Origin of the sequence: Peribacillus sp. NPDC097284 (assembly GCF_044761765.1) — a bacterium.
In the GTDB taxonomy this organism is placed as follows: Bacteria; Bacillota; Bacilli; order Bacillales; family DSM-1321; genus Peribacillus.
On the sequence record NZ_JBIWCZ010000001.1, the window covers coordinates 1,038,052 to 1,054,309 of the forward strand.

The following is a 16,258-nucleotide window of genomic DNA, read 5'->3' on the forward strand; positions in this document are numbered from 1 at the left end:
TCGCCCAGCCTTTTGACTCTGAATACACCGTTACTTTAGTGCCTTTGGTTAATTCAGTGACTATTTTCGCGCTCGCCGAACCACTTTTCCTCATATTCAGCGTACCTGAACTCACATTCACGTATTTTGTCGTCGTTTTGACGGTCGCAGTAACTGCTTGCTTAACCGCTCCTGGCTTTTTTGTCGAAAGGTAGGTTGTATTCACATAGCCTTCCTTATTGTTCGCTTTGACTTTTGCCCAGCCTTTTGACTCCGAATACACCGTTACCTTGGTACCCTTGCTTAGCGTCGTGACTATTTTCGCACTCGCGGAACCACTTTTCCTCATATTCAGCGTACCTGAACTTACATTCACGTATTTTGTCGTCGCTTTGACGGTTGCGGTCACTGCTTGCTTAACCGCTCCTGGTTTTTTTGTTGAAAGGTAAGCGGTACTCACGTATCCTTCTTTTCCATTCGCTTTAACTTTAGCCCAACCTTTGGATTCCGAATAGACGGCTACCTTCGTGCCTTTACTTAGCTTCGCCACTACGGCTGCGCTTTCCTTACCGCTTTTTCGCATATTCAGCGACCCTGAGCTCACATTCACATATTTTATCGTTTCTATCGTTTTTTGTTCGGCTGATAGTGGAGCTGCAGATATATGTTCTTCAAAAGCAACAGTACTCAATACTGCGAAACAGAAAGTCGGTATAAGTAACTTTTTCATATCATTCTCCCTACTAAAGTATTATTTTTATTACATTATTTTAAATATCGGTTAGAATTAGTATTCTGATATAGGTATTTTAAACTATTTTTATGACATAATTGTGTATTTACCTAAGATTACGACTATTGTTAAGTTCTTTTAATCTAATAGTAAAATAATTAATATTTATGTAACATAATTGAAATGATATTATTTTAAGGTATATGGTTCATCCATCAAAAAGGAATGTCATGTAAGCAAGGTTTTTGAAAATATTTGTAGAATAATAAGTTGAGGAAAGAAAAAAAGATTTCCATTAATAAGGAGGTTGCATATGAAAAAGATCATCCATTTTTTAGGCGTGGTTGCCGTATTGGCTGCTTGTTCGAATAGTGAGGTGAAGTACGATGGAGCACCTTTGAACATTGCAGTAATTGGCGAAACACCTGAATTTAAAAATAATAGTATTTCTGTTGAATCGCTATCATTAGACAAATTAAGTAAAGATATTGCAAGAATCGAAGCTAACTTTGATGCCGTTCTGTTAGCACCCGACGTTTTTGAAACAGCATCAGACGATAAATTTGTGAACGTTTATAGAAGTTCAGACATTCCGATTGTCTTCTTCGATTCTAGTAAAAAGCACGATCCCTTTATAACGGAGGGCCTTACTTATGAAACGGCCCATGATTCTTTAGCGAATGGTTCTCATACGACCATTTATTTACATGATGATCATGCAAATAAAGAGGATGCTTGGTATTTTTATGTAGACGATAAAAAGAACATTGACCAACTTTATACCGATCTCTTCAAAAAAATTGAGGAGTTATAAACAAAAGAAAAATGCCCCTTTAGTGGGGGACATTTTAATTCGTTACATCGACTATATCTTGAATCGAATCTTTAGCTCCCAATCGCCAGATCGATGGCTTGTTGAATTTTGTATACTGCGTAACAATTTAATCCTATTCACATACCATGAAACGAAAAACAACCCCCACATGACGATACATGCGAGGGTAGGTTCCGTGCTTATTATTATAGGTTATTTAAAAACTCATTCACTTGATCAGGAGTTTTAGCGTTCGCACTGTGCAGGTGGGCGATTTTTTCACCATTCTTGAATACCAATAATGAAGGGATTCCCATGACAGTCTGTTCTTCCGCGATTTCCGGGAATTCGTCTTTATCGATGGTGAACCAATTCTTGTCTTGATGTTCTGCTGTGATGTCACCGATGAACATATCCAGACGCTTGCAATCCGGGCACCATGTTGTCGTGAAAATCCCGACCGTTAATTCATCTTGTTTGATTTGTTCACGATATTCTTGTTCTGTACTAATCGTTTTCATAATATTCTCCTCCGAGCTTTTCTAAAAATAGCCTATGTCGCATATGTGACTCAGTGATAAATATATAGGTATTTCCTTCATTATTCAAATTCTAACTACAACTCACCAGTCAGATTCGTTATTGTTCCCAACATTACAGAATTCCACTACTTATTCAATCGATGTCGTTTCTAAATAACGCCACCCACCGGTATAAGAAATATCCAATGCTTGCTCGATTGCATCTGGCTCACAAATAAAACCAAGAACTTCAAGACCGTTTGCTAGCTGGACTTTTCCCATTCCAAGCGGTGCAGGAATCCGTTGCATAAAGGCACCGAGCTGTGCAATTGGCATATCCCATACCTCGACTTCTATGGCGACACCATCTGCACCCCGAACTAACCCAGGTTTAGCTGGCTGTGTAGCTAGTTGATATAATCGATAGGTAGAGGCTGTTGTTGTTTGATAGGCAAAGGTAGCTTGGCATTCTAGCATTTGGTGCTCTAATGCAAAGCCACGCATATGAAGTCCGCATACGGCAACGGGAATTGTGTTGCCACGCTCAATAGTAGTGGCCAGTCCTTTTAATAAATGCTCTTCATCGAAGCGGCTAAAAAGTGTAATGCCAAAAGGAACATCTGCGGTTGCATGATCTGCCGGAACAGCAATCGCTGCCAAATCGAGCAAATTGCAATGATTCGTATACAAGCCCAATTGTTGATTTGTGGAAATCGGGTCTTCTTTTGCCTGTTGAATCGTCCACGTACCACCTGTTGTTGGCAAAACAAGCACCGCATTCTCTAACTCTAGCATCGCACGTTTCTTTAAGGCTTGCAGTCGATGCATTGCCTGAAATAGCTCGGTGGCACGATACGTTTGATTTTCGCTTTCACGGAGTAATTGGCGCGTAACATCGAAGATTTCATCAGGATGGTCCTCTACAAAATCCCCAATCGCAGACCAGCGCTCCGCAATCCATGGGCCGTCGTATAAAATGGCTGCGGCTTCTTGTAAGTACGTCACATCTATATAACGGATCGGCACATTCCCATTTTCCAGACGTTGCACCGTACGATTCCAGGCCGCTTCATATTCGTGGGCATATGGGCCAAAAAACGTTAAGTCGTTTTTCGGCAAACACACTACAGCTGGATTTGCAGCGGGGGCCAATGGTACGGCGCGGCTCCAGATATCAGCCGCATCCTCCCCGCGTACAACGGCATCCACCGAATAGACATCTTGCAGTTCAGTCGCAAACACCGTCACACAATCCAAACTTTCGCATGCCGGAACCACACCTTTCACGGGCCAAGCGCCCAGACTTGGTTTCAACCCATACAACTCATTTAATGCGGCTGGTACGCGACCCGAACCCGCGGTATCCGTACCAAGACCAAAGCTTGCAAATCCTAATGCCACCGCGACGGCCGATCCCGAGCTCGAACCCCCGCTGATCAGTTCTTCGTTCAAGGCGTTCTTCACGACACCATATGGACTACGCGTGCCGATCAGCCCCGTTGCAAACTGGTCTAAATTGGTTTTGCCAATTGGAATCGCACCAGCATCAATTAAACGTTGGACAACAGTCGCACTTTCAGTAGGTGTATAGGCATAGGTTGGGCATGCCGCAGTCGTGTCGACATCAACCCAATCAATATTATCCTTAATGACAAATGGAATTCCATATAAAGGAAAGTTCTGCATATTGACTCGTTCCAATTTTTCAACATAAGGCGTCAGTCGTTCCCATGTCGGGGGAACAATAAATACCGTACTCGCCGTATAGTCTTCCACACGCTGTAAAATATCGGTGACTACTTGCCGTGGCGTCAAGCTACCATCTGCATAAGCTTGTTGTAAATTATTGATAGATAATAATGGATTCATCATCTTTTACCTCCACTTCTATGGGTTCTAGGGCTACCATTAATTGATTGGCTTGTACTTCGTCTCCAGGAGAAACATAAATTTGTTTCACAATGCCATCAAATGGGGCAACCTGCGGAAACTCCATTTTCATACTTTCTTCAACTAGCAATACATCCCCTTTTCTTACATACATGCCTGCTTCAACAAGTACTTTCCATATGCTCCCCGGTAATGTACAGCGGATGGCCTCGCTATTTTCGGGCACATCGCTATCGACATTCACCGCTTCATGATGCTCTGCTACATATTCGTCTAATCCAAGGTCGCGCCAACGCTCACGCTCTGTATCAAACGCTTGCTGTTGAGTTTGTTTAAAGCTTTGCGTTTCGACTTTAACCTCTTCCAAAAATCTGATATAGTCACGGAGTTTGAATGTTGTCTCTTCAATCTTGACCTCAAATTGACCACGTAAAAATTGTTGGCGTTTTATTTCTAATTCTTCTTCTGCTACTGGATAGAAGCGAATTTGATCGAAGAAGCGTAATAACCATGGCTTTCCTTCTGTAAAACTTTTTGTTGCTCTAAGGCGATTCCACATTTGGACCGTACGGCCAACGAATTGATAGCCACCAGGTCCTTCCATGCCATATACGCACATATATGCGCCACCAATCCCAACCGCATTTTCAGGCGTCCATGTCCGCGCAGGATTGTACTTTGTCGTTACGAGACGGTGCCGCGGATCGAGTGGTGTGGCAACGGGTGCCCCAAGATATACATCGCCAAGCCCCATCACTAAATAATTGGCATCAAACACGATACGACGAACATCATCAATTGCTCCAAGACCGTTCATACGGCGGATGAATTCGATATTACTCGGACACCAAGGTGCATCCGGACGGACATTTTTTTGATAACGCTCGATGGCTAATTGTGTCGAAGGATCGTCCCATGACAAGGGTAAATGGACGATTCGCGAAGGTACCTCAACCTCTTCCAACACAGGTAATGCTTGATTTAGCTCGTCTATAATACGGCATAATTCCATTAGCGTCATTTTCGTTGAATCAATATGCACTTGCAGGGAGCGGATACCTGGTGTGAGGTCAATCACTGGAATATCAGTGCGCTCTTTAATCGCCTCCATTAACAGATGGGCTTGGAAACGCAATAGTAAATCCAGAACCATATCACCATATTCCACAAGCAAATTTTCATCCCCATCTGCACGGATAACCATCGGGAAGCGGCCTTTCTCGCTTCTGAATAAAATCGCCGTTTCTGGATCAGCTTGTTCCATATACCCTACATCGTTCATCTCTTCAAACGAGGTGACCGTTAATTCCTCTAAAAATTGCTCTTGATTTTTACGTAGAGCATTGGCCTCGTCTACTGATAATAATTTAAAGCGTACCGTATCACCCGCGTGCAACTGACCGATCTTCCAAAACTCTGCCGAAGCCGTCGTCACTGGACAAACAAAACCGCCGAGGCTCGGTCCATCCGGGCCTAGTAAAATCGGCATATCACCTGTTAAATCCAGGGTACCAATCGCATAGGCATTGTCGTGAATATTCGATGGATGCAAGCCTGCCTCGCCTCCATCTTTACGTGTCCACTTCGGTGTGGGACCAATGAGCCGCACCCCTGTCCGGGAACTATTAAAATGCACTTCAAAGTTGGTTGCCGTCAGCTCTTCTAAGTAGGCTGCTTCTAAATATTCCTTCGTGCAATGAGGACCAGCAATAACGCCAATTTCCCACTCATGTGTATAGTGTTGCTGAGCTTCGACTTGTAAGGCGCGCGGTACAACGGGTTCTGCCGCATTAACGCGTAACACATCACCTGTATGTAGTGGTCGGCCATTGTGTCCTCCAAAGCCACCAAGCGTAAATGTCGAGGCACTGCCTAGATACTTCGGCATATCAAGTCCCCCTGCCACGAGCAAGTAACTGCGCATGCCTTCTTCGGCCTCTTCTAGTGACAGTACTTGTTGCGCAGCTACTTGAATCGTTTCGTAACGTGCAACTGGCACCCCATCGAGCGTCGCTTGCATATCGGCCCCTGTTAAACAAATAGTCATCGGTGCACGGAAGCGATAACTACCGCCACGCAGTGTCAACTCTAAGCCTGGTGCATCGAAGGCATTGCCAAGTAACTGATTGCCGATGCGGAATGCATAGCTATCCATCGGACCACATGGCGGCACTCCGACGTTCCAATGTCCTGTTCGCCCCGGAAAATCTTGTACCGTCGTTTGAATGCCACCATCTAACACTTCAATACTTGCTTCCTCTGGTAAAAAAGATTCCAATAGCTTCGTATAAACGGCCCCTGACCGCACCGATTCTTCCATTAATACTTGCTCTAAATATTGCAGGTTTGTCGTCACACCATATACACGCATTTCAGATAATGCTTGCTGTAACTTTGTAATGGCATCCTCACGCGTATCGGCATGGACAATCACTTTGGCAACCATTGGATCATAATACGTTGAGATGGAACCGCCTTTTTGGATGCCAGTTTCGATGCGGACACCCGCTGGCCATACGATATCATCTATCGTCCCGACACTTGGCTGAAACTGGTTAAAACAATCTTCAGCATAAATGCGAACTTGCATGCTATGACCTTGTGGCGATGATATTAGTGTGGAAAGATTCGCCAACTCCCCGGCTGCCTCTTTAATCATCCATTCCACTAAATCTACACCTGTGACTTCTTCCGTCACACCATGCTCTACTTGTAAACGCGTGTTCACTTCCAAGAAATAAAACTGATCACTCACAGGATCGTATAAATATTCCACCGTACCAGCACTACGATAGCCCACTAGTTTCGCTAAACGTATGGAAGCTTCCAACATCTTTTCACGAACCGCTTCATTCAATAGAGGTGCGGGTGTCTCTTCCACTACTTTTTGGTTGCGGCGCTGCAATGAGCAATCCCGTTCGCCCAATGCCACAATTTCCGTCTCTGTACCAAAGACCTGCACTTCTACATGGCGTGCACTTGCAATATATTTTTCAACAAATACACCACCATTATTGAAGTTCTTCTCTGCTAAATGCGTCACTGCTTCAAACGCCTCACGCAATGCTTGCTCATCCTCACACACTTTCATGCCAATGCCACCGCCACCAGCCGTACTTTTTAAGATCACTGGATAGCCAATCCTTGTAGAGGATGCTAGTGCTTCTTCTAAATCCTCAATCAAATGCGTACCGGGCAGTAACGGTACTTGCGCTTCTTTTGCAAGTTGACGTGCTGAGTGCTTTAAGCCAAATTGTTCGATTTGTTCAGGTTTAGGTCCTACAAAAGCAATGCCACTCGCCATACAATCACGTGCAAATGCGGCATTTTCACTTAAAAAGCCATAGCCTGGATGAATCGCTTCAGCACCAACGGCACGTGCCTTTTCTAAAATTAAATCCGCATTTAAATAGCTCTCTTTTGCAGGCCCATCGCCGATGAAAATGGCTTCGTCTGCCTCAGCTACATACGTATTGTCCTGATCGGCCGTTGTATAAACGACGACAGATTGTACATTCATTTTCTTTAATGTTCGAACGATTCGTGCAGCAATTGCACCTCGGTTAGCAATCAATACTTTTTTGAACATCTTATTCACCCTTCCCAAATTAGTAGTTGAATTGGTGTTGGATTATACGCATTACATGGATTGTTGAGCTGTGGACAGTTGCTAATGAGCACCACTGTACGTGTGATGGCACGCATCTCCACATATTTACCTGGAGCGGAAACTCCATCATCAAATTTCAGGCCGCCCTCAAGTGTGACAGGCACATTCATGAAGAAGTTTACATTAGGGGATAAATCACGTTTTTGCATGTGTTGATATTGATCGCTTTTCGCTAACTGCAACATATATGTGTCACGGCAATTGTGCATGGGTAACGTTTCGCGGGCATAACGTACTGTATTGCTTTGGGCTGAACATGAGCCGCCTAGTGTATCGTGACGCCCACACGTATCGGCGACAATTTCAACTAGTTCTGTACCCATCTCGGACAGTAAAACGGAGCCTGTTGATAGATAGATATTTTTTTGTTTCTGAATCGTTTTAACCGCGCTATAGTGATCTGTCGGTACCTCTGCATTGAAAAATAATGTATCTGCTGCTTGATTGCCTTCCAAGTCCACGATTCGTAATACTTGGCCCGGTTCTAATGTATGTAACCAGCCATCGCCCGCTAACAACCTTTTCGAATAAATGGCCTTCGCCTCTTGTCGTTCACTTTCAACATTATTAAATACAGCCATTAGAGAACGCCTCCTTGTGTAAGTTGTACATATTCCCACGTATTCTCATATGCGCGCTTATTTTCATCGCGGTGAAGGACGCATGGATCATCTCCGGTTGCAGGCATCGTATCCTTTACTTCCACGGTTACTTCCGCTTGTGGATAAGTGGTCGCTTCCGATAATGGATGGGGCGTATTCGACAGAGCCATGAAAACATCCATCTCCGTCCGTAATGTCACTGTATCTCCAGCTTTTACATGATCGGGTGCTAGATGCATATAGCCTGCATCATCACAGGATACTTTTGAAAATAAGTTGACAACAGGTCCTAAATCTTGGCGGCTTAAGCCATTACGGAACAATTCGATAAGCAAGTTATCTTCTCCATTACGATAGCGTTCATTGCGTGATTCTTGATACGTTGTTTCGCCGAATTGTGAGTCAATTTGCGCTTTTGTCGAATAACCGCCGATGGTATCATGCCAGCCGACAGAATCTTCGGTAATGCTCGCTAGAACACGGCCTTGGTCACTCATTAATACATTATGCTTCGTAAAAAAGGCAGTATATTGAGCTTTTAATGAATCCGGCATATTGTAGCGTTCTGCCAAATCATGTGCGTTAAATAGCAACAACGATACATTCGCTTGTTCCGCTGACACGGTAAAGGTAATTTCTTTGCCGCGTTTGATGAACGCCGACCATTTGCCCCCTGCTGGAATGATTTTTGATACGATCACACTTGTCTGTTGCATATAACCGCCTCCTATAGATTGAATATTCTGATTTTTAAACCAACTTTTTATCTAAATTCCTTAAACTCGGTGCCGTGATTCTATTTTTCAAAAATAAGTAGACAAATCCAAAGGCAACCCATGCTCCCCCAATCCATAAAGTATGAGGATCGAGTAGCGTCCATAACCATCCGATGAACAACACCCCAATGCTTGGGAAAACCAGATAGAAGAAGGTGGCTTTGAACCCTCGATTCTGCTCCTTGATATAGTAGTGGGAAATAACGCTTAAATTAACAAAGATAAAACCGGTCAAAGCGCCAAAGCTGACGAACAATACCGCCGTATCAAGGTTGATGAAAATGGCTGATAAGGAGATTGTTGATACAAACAAAATGTTAAGAATGGGTGTACGTAGTTTTGGATGTAATGAAGTAAATACCTTTTTCGGTAAAACGGATGCTTCCCCTAATGCATAGAGAAAACGTGTTACACTGGTCATTGAAGACAAGCCTTGTGTGAATGTCGCAATAATCAGCACCATGATGAAGAGGGTACTAAACAAATTGCCGCCGACCATTTGAATCAAGCTATACGCCGCATTGTCTGGATCTGCAAAGCTGAATGCCGGGAATGCAATAGCTGTTAAAAACGAGATCATCGCGTACAAAGTGATTGCGATGAAAATAATATAAAAGATGGCTCGTGGAATCGTCTTTTTCGAATCAATTGTTTCTTCTGCCATTGTTGTAACCGCATCAAAACCTAAGAAGCAGAAACAAATCAGTGACGCACCGGAAAAAACTGATACAACTGAACCCTCACCAACCAGCAATGGTTCTAAGGTGAATAAAGCACTGGCACCTTGATTAAGGACAATGTCTTTAGCTGTCAATAAACAGAAGATGAGGATAAACCCGATCTGGACCAACACTGAAAAGCCACTAATGCGTGCTGCCGATCCAATTCCGATAATATTCACAACCGCTAGCACAATGTTCATCAGGATAATCCAAACGAATATTGGGATGCTTGGAAACTCAGCGTGCATAAAAATCCCAAATGTTAAAATGGCGATAATCGGAGAAAATAGGTAATCGATCAATAACGCCCACCCGACCAAAAACCCAGCCTTTGGGTGAATCGCTTTACTCGTATAGGTGTACGCAGAACCTCCGGTCGGATACACTTTAACCATTCGACTGTAACTATACGCAGTAAACACAATGGCAAGAAACGCCACGATATAAGCGGGGGTCATTAAGCCATCGGCTGTTTCAAATACCACACCATATACCGTAAAATAAATCATCGGTGTCATCCATGCTAGCCCCATAACAACAATTTGTGATGTCTTCAAACTTCTCTTAAATTGTACGTTGCTGATAAGCATCTACCCCTTTCATCAATGGCTATAAAAAAAGATAAAAGCCCGGGTGAACTATACTAAGTTCTCCCGGGCTTTTATCCCTCCGTGTATATAGCAGTATGATTTGCTATACTCTTTCTCTCGGTCCAGACTTCAATATAGATTGAACGGAACCCTAGAAAGATATTTTATGATGTTGTGCTCTGTTATAATAACCCAATTATAGTCAGAATGTTATGAAAAGTCAACACGTGATGTTACATTTTATAACATCAATTGAATATTTCTATATCTGGAGTGGATTTCCAAGAGAAAAATCGACCCTAAGCCAAGATGAACCAAAGAAATCATTTCTTTCGTGAATATGGGGTGGTCTCATTTCATTTCTTTTAGTAAGACTCCCCTTCTATTAATCCTTTCCAAAAAGAAAAGGACCCCCTTTGGTCCTTTAAGATGTTTCCTATTTCCACTAAACGTTCAACAACATAACTATGAAGATATTTAGAAAGGCCATTCATTTAGTTGTATCGGCGTTATTTCTTTCTTCTCCCAATCCCTTCTAATGAATGCATAGCAAACCGAGTCCGATATACTCCCATCGTTATTTTCCCAAGCATCCCGTAGATATCCTTCTTTAACAAATCCGCATTTGTTACATGTTTTTCTCATAGCTAGGTTGTCACTACGCGTATAGGCTTCTATCCTAATCTTCCGATCTGGCAAACCAAAAAGATAGTCTACGATCCAGTTAACAGCTAGCGTTCCAATCCCTTTTCCTCTAACACTTTTGTCTAAACGAATGTCGAAGGAAGGGATGGTGTCGGTTATATCATGCAGCATAATCAATCCGATTTTTTCATTGTCTTTTTCTATCCAGATAGTTTCCTTATCTTCTTGATACCACCCCTTATGGTACGCTTCGACAATTTGTTCGCCAGAAGGTTGTGGATCCGAGTGATAGGGCCACGTATTATTTGTCAAAAGGGAAACTAAATCATGGTACTCATTCTCAAATTTGATCATGTTAATTTTGCTCATTATTCCATCCCCTTCTTCTCTTTCTCTTTGCCTTCGATAGGCTACTGTTATCGTAAGTAAAACTATTAGAAAATTCAATAAATTATGTTAGAATGCTAATGGGACATGTACAGGAGGTAGAGGAAAAATGACAATGAAAAAAGTTTCGATTATTGGGCTAGGTGCATTAGGGGTTTTGTTTGGACATCATTTGTCCAAGAAGATGGGAACAGAGGATTTACGGATCATCGCTGATTCCGATCGCATTATGCGATATGAAAACGAGAAGCTTTATAGTAATGGGGATCCTTGCAATTTTCACTACGTCACACCTGAAGAAGACTGTGGGCCGGCAGATTTGTTGATCGTTTCCGTTAAATATAATGGGTTGAAAAATGCCATTGAATCGGTAAAGAACCATGTCGGAGATGATACCATCATTCTTTCCCTACTGAATGGCATTACAAGTGAAACCATTATTGGTGAAACGTATGGAATGGATAAAGTACTGTATTGTGTGGCCCAAGGCATGGATGCAGTAAAGGTCGGCAATGAACTAACCTACGAACATATGGGTATGCTCTGCTTTGGTTCAAGGGAACCTGGTGTCATTTCACCACAAGCAAAAAAGCTGGCAGAATTCTTTGAACAGATGGATGTGCCTTTTGAGGTGGATACGGATATGTATAGAAGACAATGGGGGAAATTCATGCTGAATGTAGGGGTCAATCAAACGGTTGCTATCTATCAAAGCAATTATGGCGAAATTCAGCGAGAAGGAAAAGCCAGAGACATGATGATTGCAGCCATGAGAGAAGTAATTGCTTTGTCGGAAAAAGAAGGTGTCCATTTAACGGAAAAGGATCTGGGGTATTGGCTGAAAGTATTAGGGACATTAAGTCCAAATGGCAAACCCTCCATGGCTCAAGATGTAGAGGCGCAACGAATCAGTGAAGTCGAATTATTTGCTGGAACGGTTATTGAACTGGGAAGAAAGTATCAAATGCCCACTCCTATCAATCAAGAACTATATGAGAAGATCAAATCGATGGAAAGGCAATATTCCGTTCAGTGATGGTGGACTCCGACGGAAGTCGGGCTGATTTTTTTAGTTTTAGAAAAAAGGATGAACGAAACTGCTTTACTGGCTAATCCTTTTCTGTAGCCATTCATACGTTCATTATATTTTTTTATGATATTCCATAGGCTTAACAACTTTCAAAGAATTAGAAAACCTCTACCCTGGCCACCAATCGATTGGCAAGAGTAGAGGTTTCGGTCTCATTTCACAAGGCTCACTTTGATAGTGTCGAGTTGTATTCCATCTCTACGTCACTATTCTTTTGAGACTTATTTTTAAAGAACATACCCACGATAAAGCCGATGATGCCGGTAATGATCCAGCCTGCGCCGTTCGTGAAAAATGGAATGAAAGAGAAGATGTCATTAATGGTTGAGGTAGCTAGATTCGCATCTTTAAGTGCATCCAAAATGGCGACAAATGTTACGCCCACGATGGTTCCGATATAAACCGATTGAGCTCCGCCAAATAGTTTGTCTAAGAAAACTAAAGCAATTAATGCGATAGCAATCGGATATAACAACATTAAGACCGGGGATGCCATGTTAAGAATCGTATTCAAGCCAAAGTTCGTGATGACCAAGCTCACGGCAGAAATCAGAATCAACCATTTTTTGTAGGAAATCGATGGAATGATCCGTTCAAAATATTCCGCCACGGCCGCAAGACAAGCAACATTGGTCGTAATGCCTGTCAGGAAAATGACCACACCGATTAAGTACAGGCCCACTTGCCCAAACAAAGACTTAGACGCCAATGCAATCAGTTCACCGCCATTTTGTTTATACCCGATGGCATCGACACTGGACGCACCGATCCAAGCCATGGAAACCTGCAATAAAATCAGGCCTATCAACGTGACGACCCCCGCTTTAATGAAGACCGAGGAAACTTCCTTAGCTGACTTCACCCCTAAAGCATCGACTGATTTGATGAAGATGCCGCCAAATACAAATGCCGCTAAAACGTCCATTGTGAAATAGCCTTGCGTAAAGCCTTTTAAAAAGGCAGCGGTTGACGTTTCATACCCAGCACCTGTTACAGGAGCATAAATCGAACCCATGGGCGTGAAGATGGATTTACCAACCAAGATCACAAGCAGAACCCCAAAGATTGGTGTGATCATTTTACCGAGTCGATCCACGAATTTGGAAGTTTCCCAGGATAAATAGATGGTTAGTCCAATGAAGATGATAGAGAAACCCAGTAAGAAAAATACGTGCATAGTAGATTGAGGAATCAACTGGCGAATGCCGATTTCATACACGACACTCGTTGTTCGGGGAATGACATATAAGGGCCCTAACGCTAGAAACAGAAGGACACTAAATACTAGAGCGAACTTGGGATGCACCCGGCTCGCCAATTTTTCGACGGTCCCGCCCCCTTTCGTTAAAGCAATGATTGCGAGAATGACCAAACCAACACCCGTGATGAGAAATCCACCCATCGCAATGACGGTGTTCGTACCGGCTTCTTGACCAAGAACCGGGGCGAAGATGACATTCCCAGCACCTAAAAACATAGCGAAAAGCATGAACCCAATGATAATAATCTGATAGTTTGATACCGATTTCATGGAAGCGCCCCCAATTATGTTATTGTAATAAAATTAAATAGAGAATCCTGTTTCATACACATCATGGTTCTGTAATACAAAAAGGTGTTCCCCAGTAATCCATGCTGATCCTGTAATCTCGGGGGTCACGGCTTCAATCCCCGCTACTTCTGTATGCTTCACTACCGTCCCTTTGAACTTCGATCCGATAATGCTTTCCTGAATGATTGATTCGCCCGCTTCCAGGTCCAAGGTTGCCATTTTCGCACAAGTCCCTGTCCCACAAGGTGATCGGTCTATTTGCCCATCACCGAATATGACAACATTCCGATAATGGTTAGGCCCTACCTTTTCGCTGATTTCTATTAAATCAACCGTATTGATTTCCGGCTTCAACGGATGTTCGATGGATAACTGACTGTTCAATTTATCGCGAATTTCCAAAGCCTTATGTATCATTTCGTTTTTATTTTCCAGTGAGATCTCTATTCCTAAATCATGAGCATTCACTATTCCAAAAAAACTTCCCCCAAATGCCACATCCACGTTTACCTGTCGATCATCTGACAGGTGAACAGGGGTTTCCTTGTAGAGAACGAATGACGAAACGTTTTGGAATGACACGCTTTCGACAACGTTATCTTTATACGTAATCAAGCACTCTATCAAACCTGCAGGCGTATCAATGAACACTCTATCTTTTTTAGGTATGAGCGCTTTCGTTAGACACATGGTTACAGTCCCAATCGTTCCGTGGCCACACATGTTCAAGTAAGATCCGCTGTCCATGAAGATGACGCCTATATCCGCCTTGGGATGTGTCGGTTTTGTTAGAATGGCTCCGAACATATCTTTGTGTCCACGCGGCTCATTCATCAGCAACTTGCGGAAATCATCAAAATGATTTCGCACATAATTCTTTTTATCCATCATGGTTTCCCCCATGATTTCAGGGAATCCATCGATGACAATTCGTGTAGCTTCCCCCATCGTATGCGTGTCGATTGTTTGAATTTGTACGTTATAATTCTCCATCGCTACCCCCTATATTTTACAAACATGAAATTAATACACATCATAATTCATAAATAGTTTTTTGAAAAGACAGAAAATAAAGATGTTTATATTTTGAATACCTGGAAAATATTTATTTTTCCTTGAAAACCCTTTATTACCAAAGCTTATTTTCAAAGTTTCACAGAAAAAGAAAAAAAATGATTTGATTTTCTTGAAAAAATATTATAATCTTCAAATAATTTCATAATTTAGGGGGCAATCACATGATTTTACGTGATTTTTTTATTCATCTGTCAGAAAATAAAACCTTGAACAGCGCTGCACAACGGTATGGGTTAAAGCTTGGGGCACAAAGTGTGGTCGCAGGGACGAACATTGAAGAAACGATTCATACCATCAAACATTTAAATCAACAAGGTATTTCCTGTACAGTAGATAACCTTGGTGAATTTGTATTCGAAAAAAGCGAAGCGACGGCAGCAAAGGAACAAATCATCAAGGTAATCGAAGCCATTCATGAAAACCAGGCAGATGCACATATATCCCTCAAACCATCACAGCTTGGTTTAGATATTGATTATGATTTTTGTCTTCAGAATTTATTAGAAATCGCTGAAAAAGCGAAGGAATATAATATTTTCATCAATTTCGATATGGAAAATTATGAACGCTTACATCCCTCATTCGATTTGATGGAAACGGTCCAAGAACACTTTGGTAACGTAGGGACCGTCATTCAGGCTTACTTCCACGAATCGATGGAGAATATCGAGCGATTCAAGGATTACCGTTTACGAATTGTAAAAGGAGCCTACAAAGAACCTGAAACGATTGCGTATCAAAGTAAAGAGGAAATCGATAAACACTATATCGACCTGATTGAATACCACTTATTGCACGGAAAATTCACATCGATTGCGACACACGATCATCGTGTCATCAACCATGTTAAGAAGTTCGTCATCCAAAATAATATCCCTAAAGAAAAATTCGAATTCCAAATGCTTTATGGCTTCCGTAAAGAATTACAGCTAGAGCTTGCAAAAGAAGGATATAATTTCTGTACATATGTCCCATTTGGCGCCGATTGGTATGGATACTTCATGAGACGACTGGCCGAAAGACCTCAAAACCTGACATTGGTCACAAAGCAAGTCTTCAACAAGAAAACAAATATCGGAATCAGCGTAGCGACCGGAGCATTTATACTGGGCCGACTTTCAAAAAGACGTTCAGTTAAGCAAAAAACACGATAAGGCAAACTGGATGATTCCCGTTGTTTTCGGGAGTCATTTTTTTATACAGGAAAACC

At 42.4% G+C, this 16,258-nt stretch carries 13 protein-coding genes and 1 riboswitch; of the genes, 3 read left to right on the forward strand and 10 right to left on the reverse strand.

The window, feature by feature from the left end:
- Positions 1–709, reverse strand: a 709-nt coding sequence (locus ACIQXU_RS05155) for an SH3 domain-containing protein (RefSeq protein ID WP_402987145.1), incomplete at its 3' end; no start/stop codon positions are given.
- A gap of 316 nt (positions 710–1,025) precedes the next feature.
- Between ACIQXU_RS05155 and ACIQXU_RS05160 the strand changes: the two genes are divergently transcribed.
- Complete coding sequence (locus ACIQXU_RS05160) at positions 1,026–1,526, forward strand: lipoprotein (protein ID WP_402987147.1); 501 nt, start codon at positions 1,026–1,028, stop codon at positions 1,524–1,526.
- Between the two features lie 206 nt (positions 1,527–1,732).
- Here the strand turns inward: ACIQXU_RS05160 and ACIQXU_RS05165 are convergent, their stop codons facing one another.
- From ACIQXU_RS05165 to ACIQXU_RS05195, 7 genes are all read right to left on the reverse strand, one after another.
- Complete coding sequence (locus ACIQXU_RS05165; RefSeq protein ID WP_402874112.1) at positions 1,733–2,047, reverse strand: thioredoxin family protein; 315 nt, start codon at positions 2,045–2,047, stop codon at positions 1,733–1,735.
- A gap of 150 nt (positions 2,048–2,197) precedes the next feature.
- Entirely contained in the window at positions 2,198–3,919 is a 1,722-nt protein-coding gene (locus ACIQXU_RS05170; protein ID WP_402987149.1) for an allophanate hydrolase, read from the reverse strand.
- A complete protein-coding gene (uca, locus tag ACIQXU_RS05175; protein WP_402987151.1) occupies positions 3,891–7,526 on the reverse strand; it encodes an urea carboxylase in 3,636 nt (1,211 codons plus the stop codon). Before uca ends, ACIQXU_RS05170 begins: the two co-directional genes overlap by 29 nt.
- A gap of 5 nt (positions 7,527–7,531) precedes the next feature.
- Positions 7,532–8,188, reverse strand: a complete 657-nt coding sequence (locus ACIQXU_RS05180) for an urea amidolyase associated protein UAAP2 (protein WP_402874105.1) — start codon at positions 8,186–8,188, stop codon at positions 7,532–7,534.
- Positions 8,188–8,925 (reverse strand): urea amidolyase associated protein UAAP1, encoded by a 738-nt coding sequence (locus ACIQXU_RS05185; RefSeq protein WP_402874102.1) that lies wholly within the window; start codon positions 8,923–8,925, stop codon positions 8,188–8,190. The genes ACIQXU_RS05180 and ACIQXU_RS05185 overlap by 1 nt, the downstream gene beginning before the upstream one ends.
- Positions 8,926–8,959: 34 nt before the next feature.
- Positions 8,960–10,297, reverse strand: coding sequence for an APC family permease (locus tag ACIQXU_RS05190; RefSeq protein ID WP_402987153.1), 1,338 nt, complete (start codon positions 10,295–10,297; stop codon positions 8,960–8,962).
- 58 nt (positions 10,298–10,355) lie between these two features.
- Positions 10,356–10,463, reverse strand: a riboswitch (guanidine-I (ykkC/yxkD leader).
- Positions 10,464–10,774: 311 nt separating this feature from the next.
- Positions 10,775–11,311 carry a GNAT family N-acetyltransferase gene (locus ACIQXU_RS05195; protein WP_402987155.1) on the reverse strand — a complete coding sequence of 179 codons (537 nt, stop codon included), beginning with the start codon at positions 11,309–11,311 and terminating at the stop codon, positions 10,775–10,777.
- A 127-nt stretch (positions 11,312–11,438) separates the two neighbouring features.
- Here ACIQXU_RS05195 and ACIQXU_RS05200 point away from each other — a divergent pair, with 127 nt between their 5' ends.
- Positions 11,439–12,365: a ketopantoate reductase family protein gene (locus ACIQXU_RS05200; RefSeq protein ID WP_402987157.1), complete on the forward strand. Its 927-nt coding sequence runs from the start codon at positions 11,439–11,441 to the stop codon at positions 12,363–12,365.
- A gap of 220 nt (positions 12,366–12,585) precedes the next feature.
- On the opposite strand, the gene brnQ is transcribed toward ACIQXU_RS05200, so the two are convergent.
- Together brnQ and ACIQXU_RS05210 are read right to left on the reverse strand one after the other, a co-directional pair.
- Complete coding sequence (brnQ, locus tag ACIQXU_RS05205; RefSeq protein ID WP_402987159.1) at positions 12,586–13,950, reverse strand: branched-chain amino acid transport system II carrier protein; 1,365 nt, start codon at positions 13,948–13,950, stop codon at positions 12,586–12,588.
- A 33-nt stretch (positions 13,951–13,983) separates the two neighbouring features.
- Positions 13,984–14,964, reverse strand: coding sequence for a proline racemase family protein (locus ACIQXU_RS05210; RefSeq protein ID WP_402987161.1), 981 nt, complete (start codon positions 14,962–14,964; stop codon positions 13,984–13,986).
- Positions 14,965–15,209: 245 nt separating this feature from the next.
- On the opposite strand from ACIQXU_RS05210, the gene ACIQXU_RS05215 reads away from it, so the two are divergent.
- Positions 15,210–16,202 carry a proline dehydrogenase family protein gene (locus tag ACIQXU_RS05215; RefSeq protein ID WP_402987163.1) on the forward strand — a complete coding sequence of 331 codons (993 nt, stop codon included), beginning with the start codon at positions 15,210–15,212 and terminating at the stop codon, positions 16,200–16,202.
- The last annotated feature ends 56 nt before the right edge of the window (positions 16,203–16,258 follow it).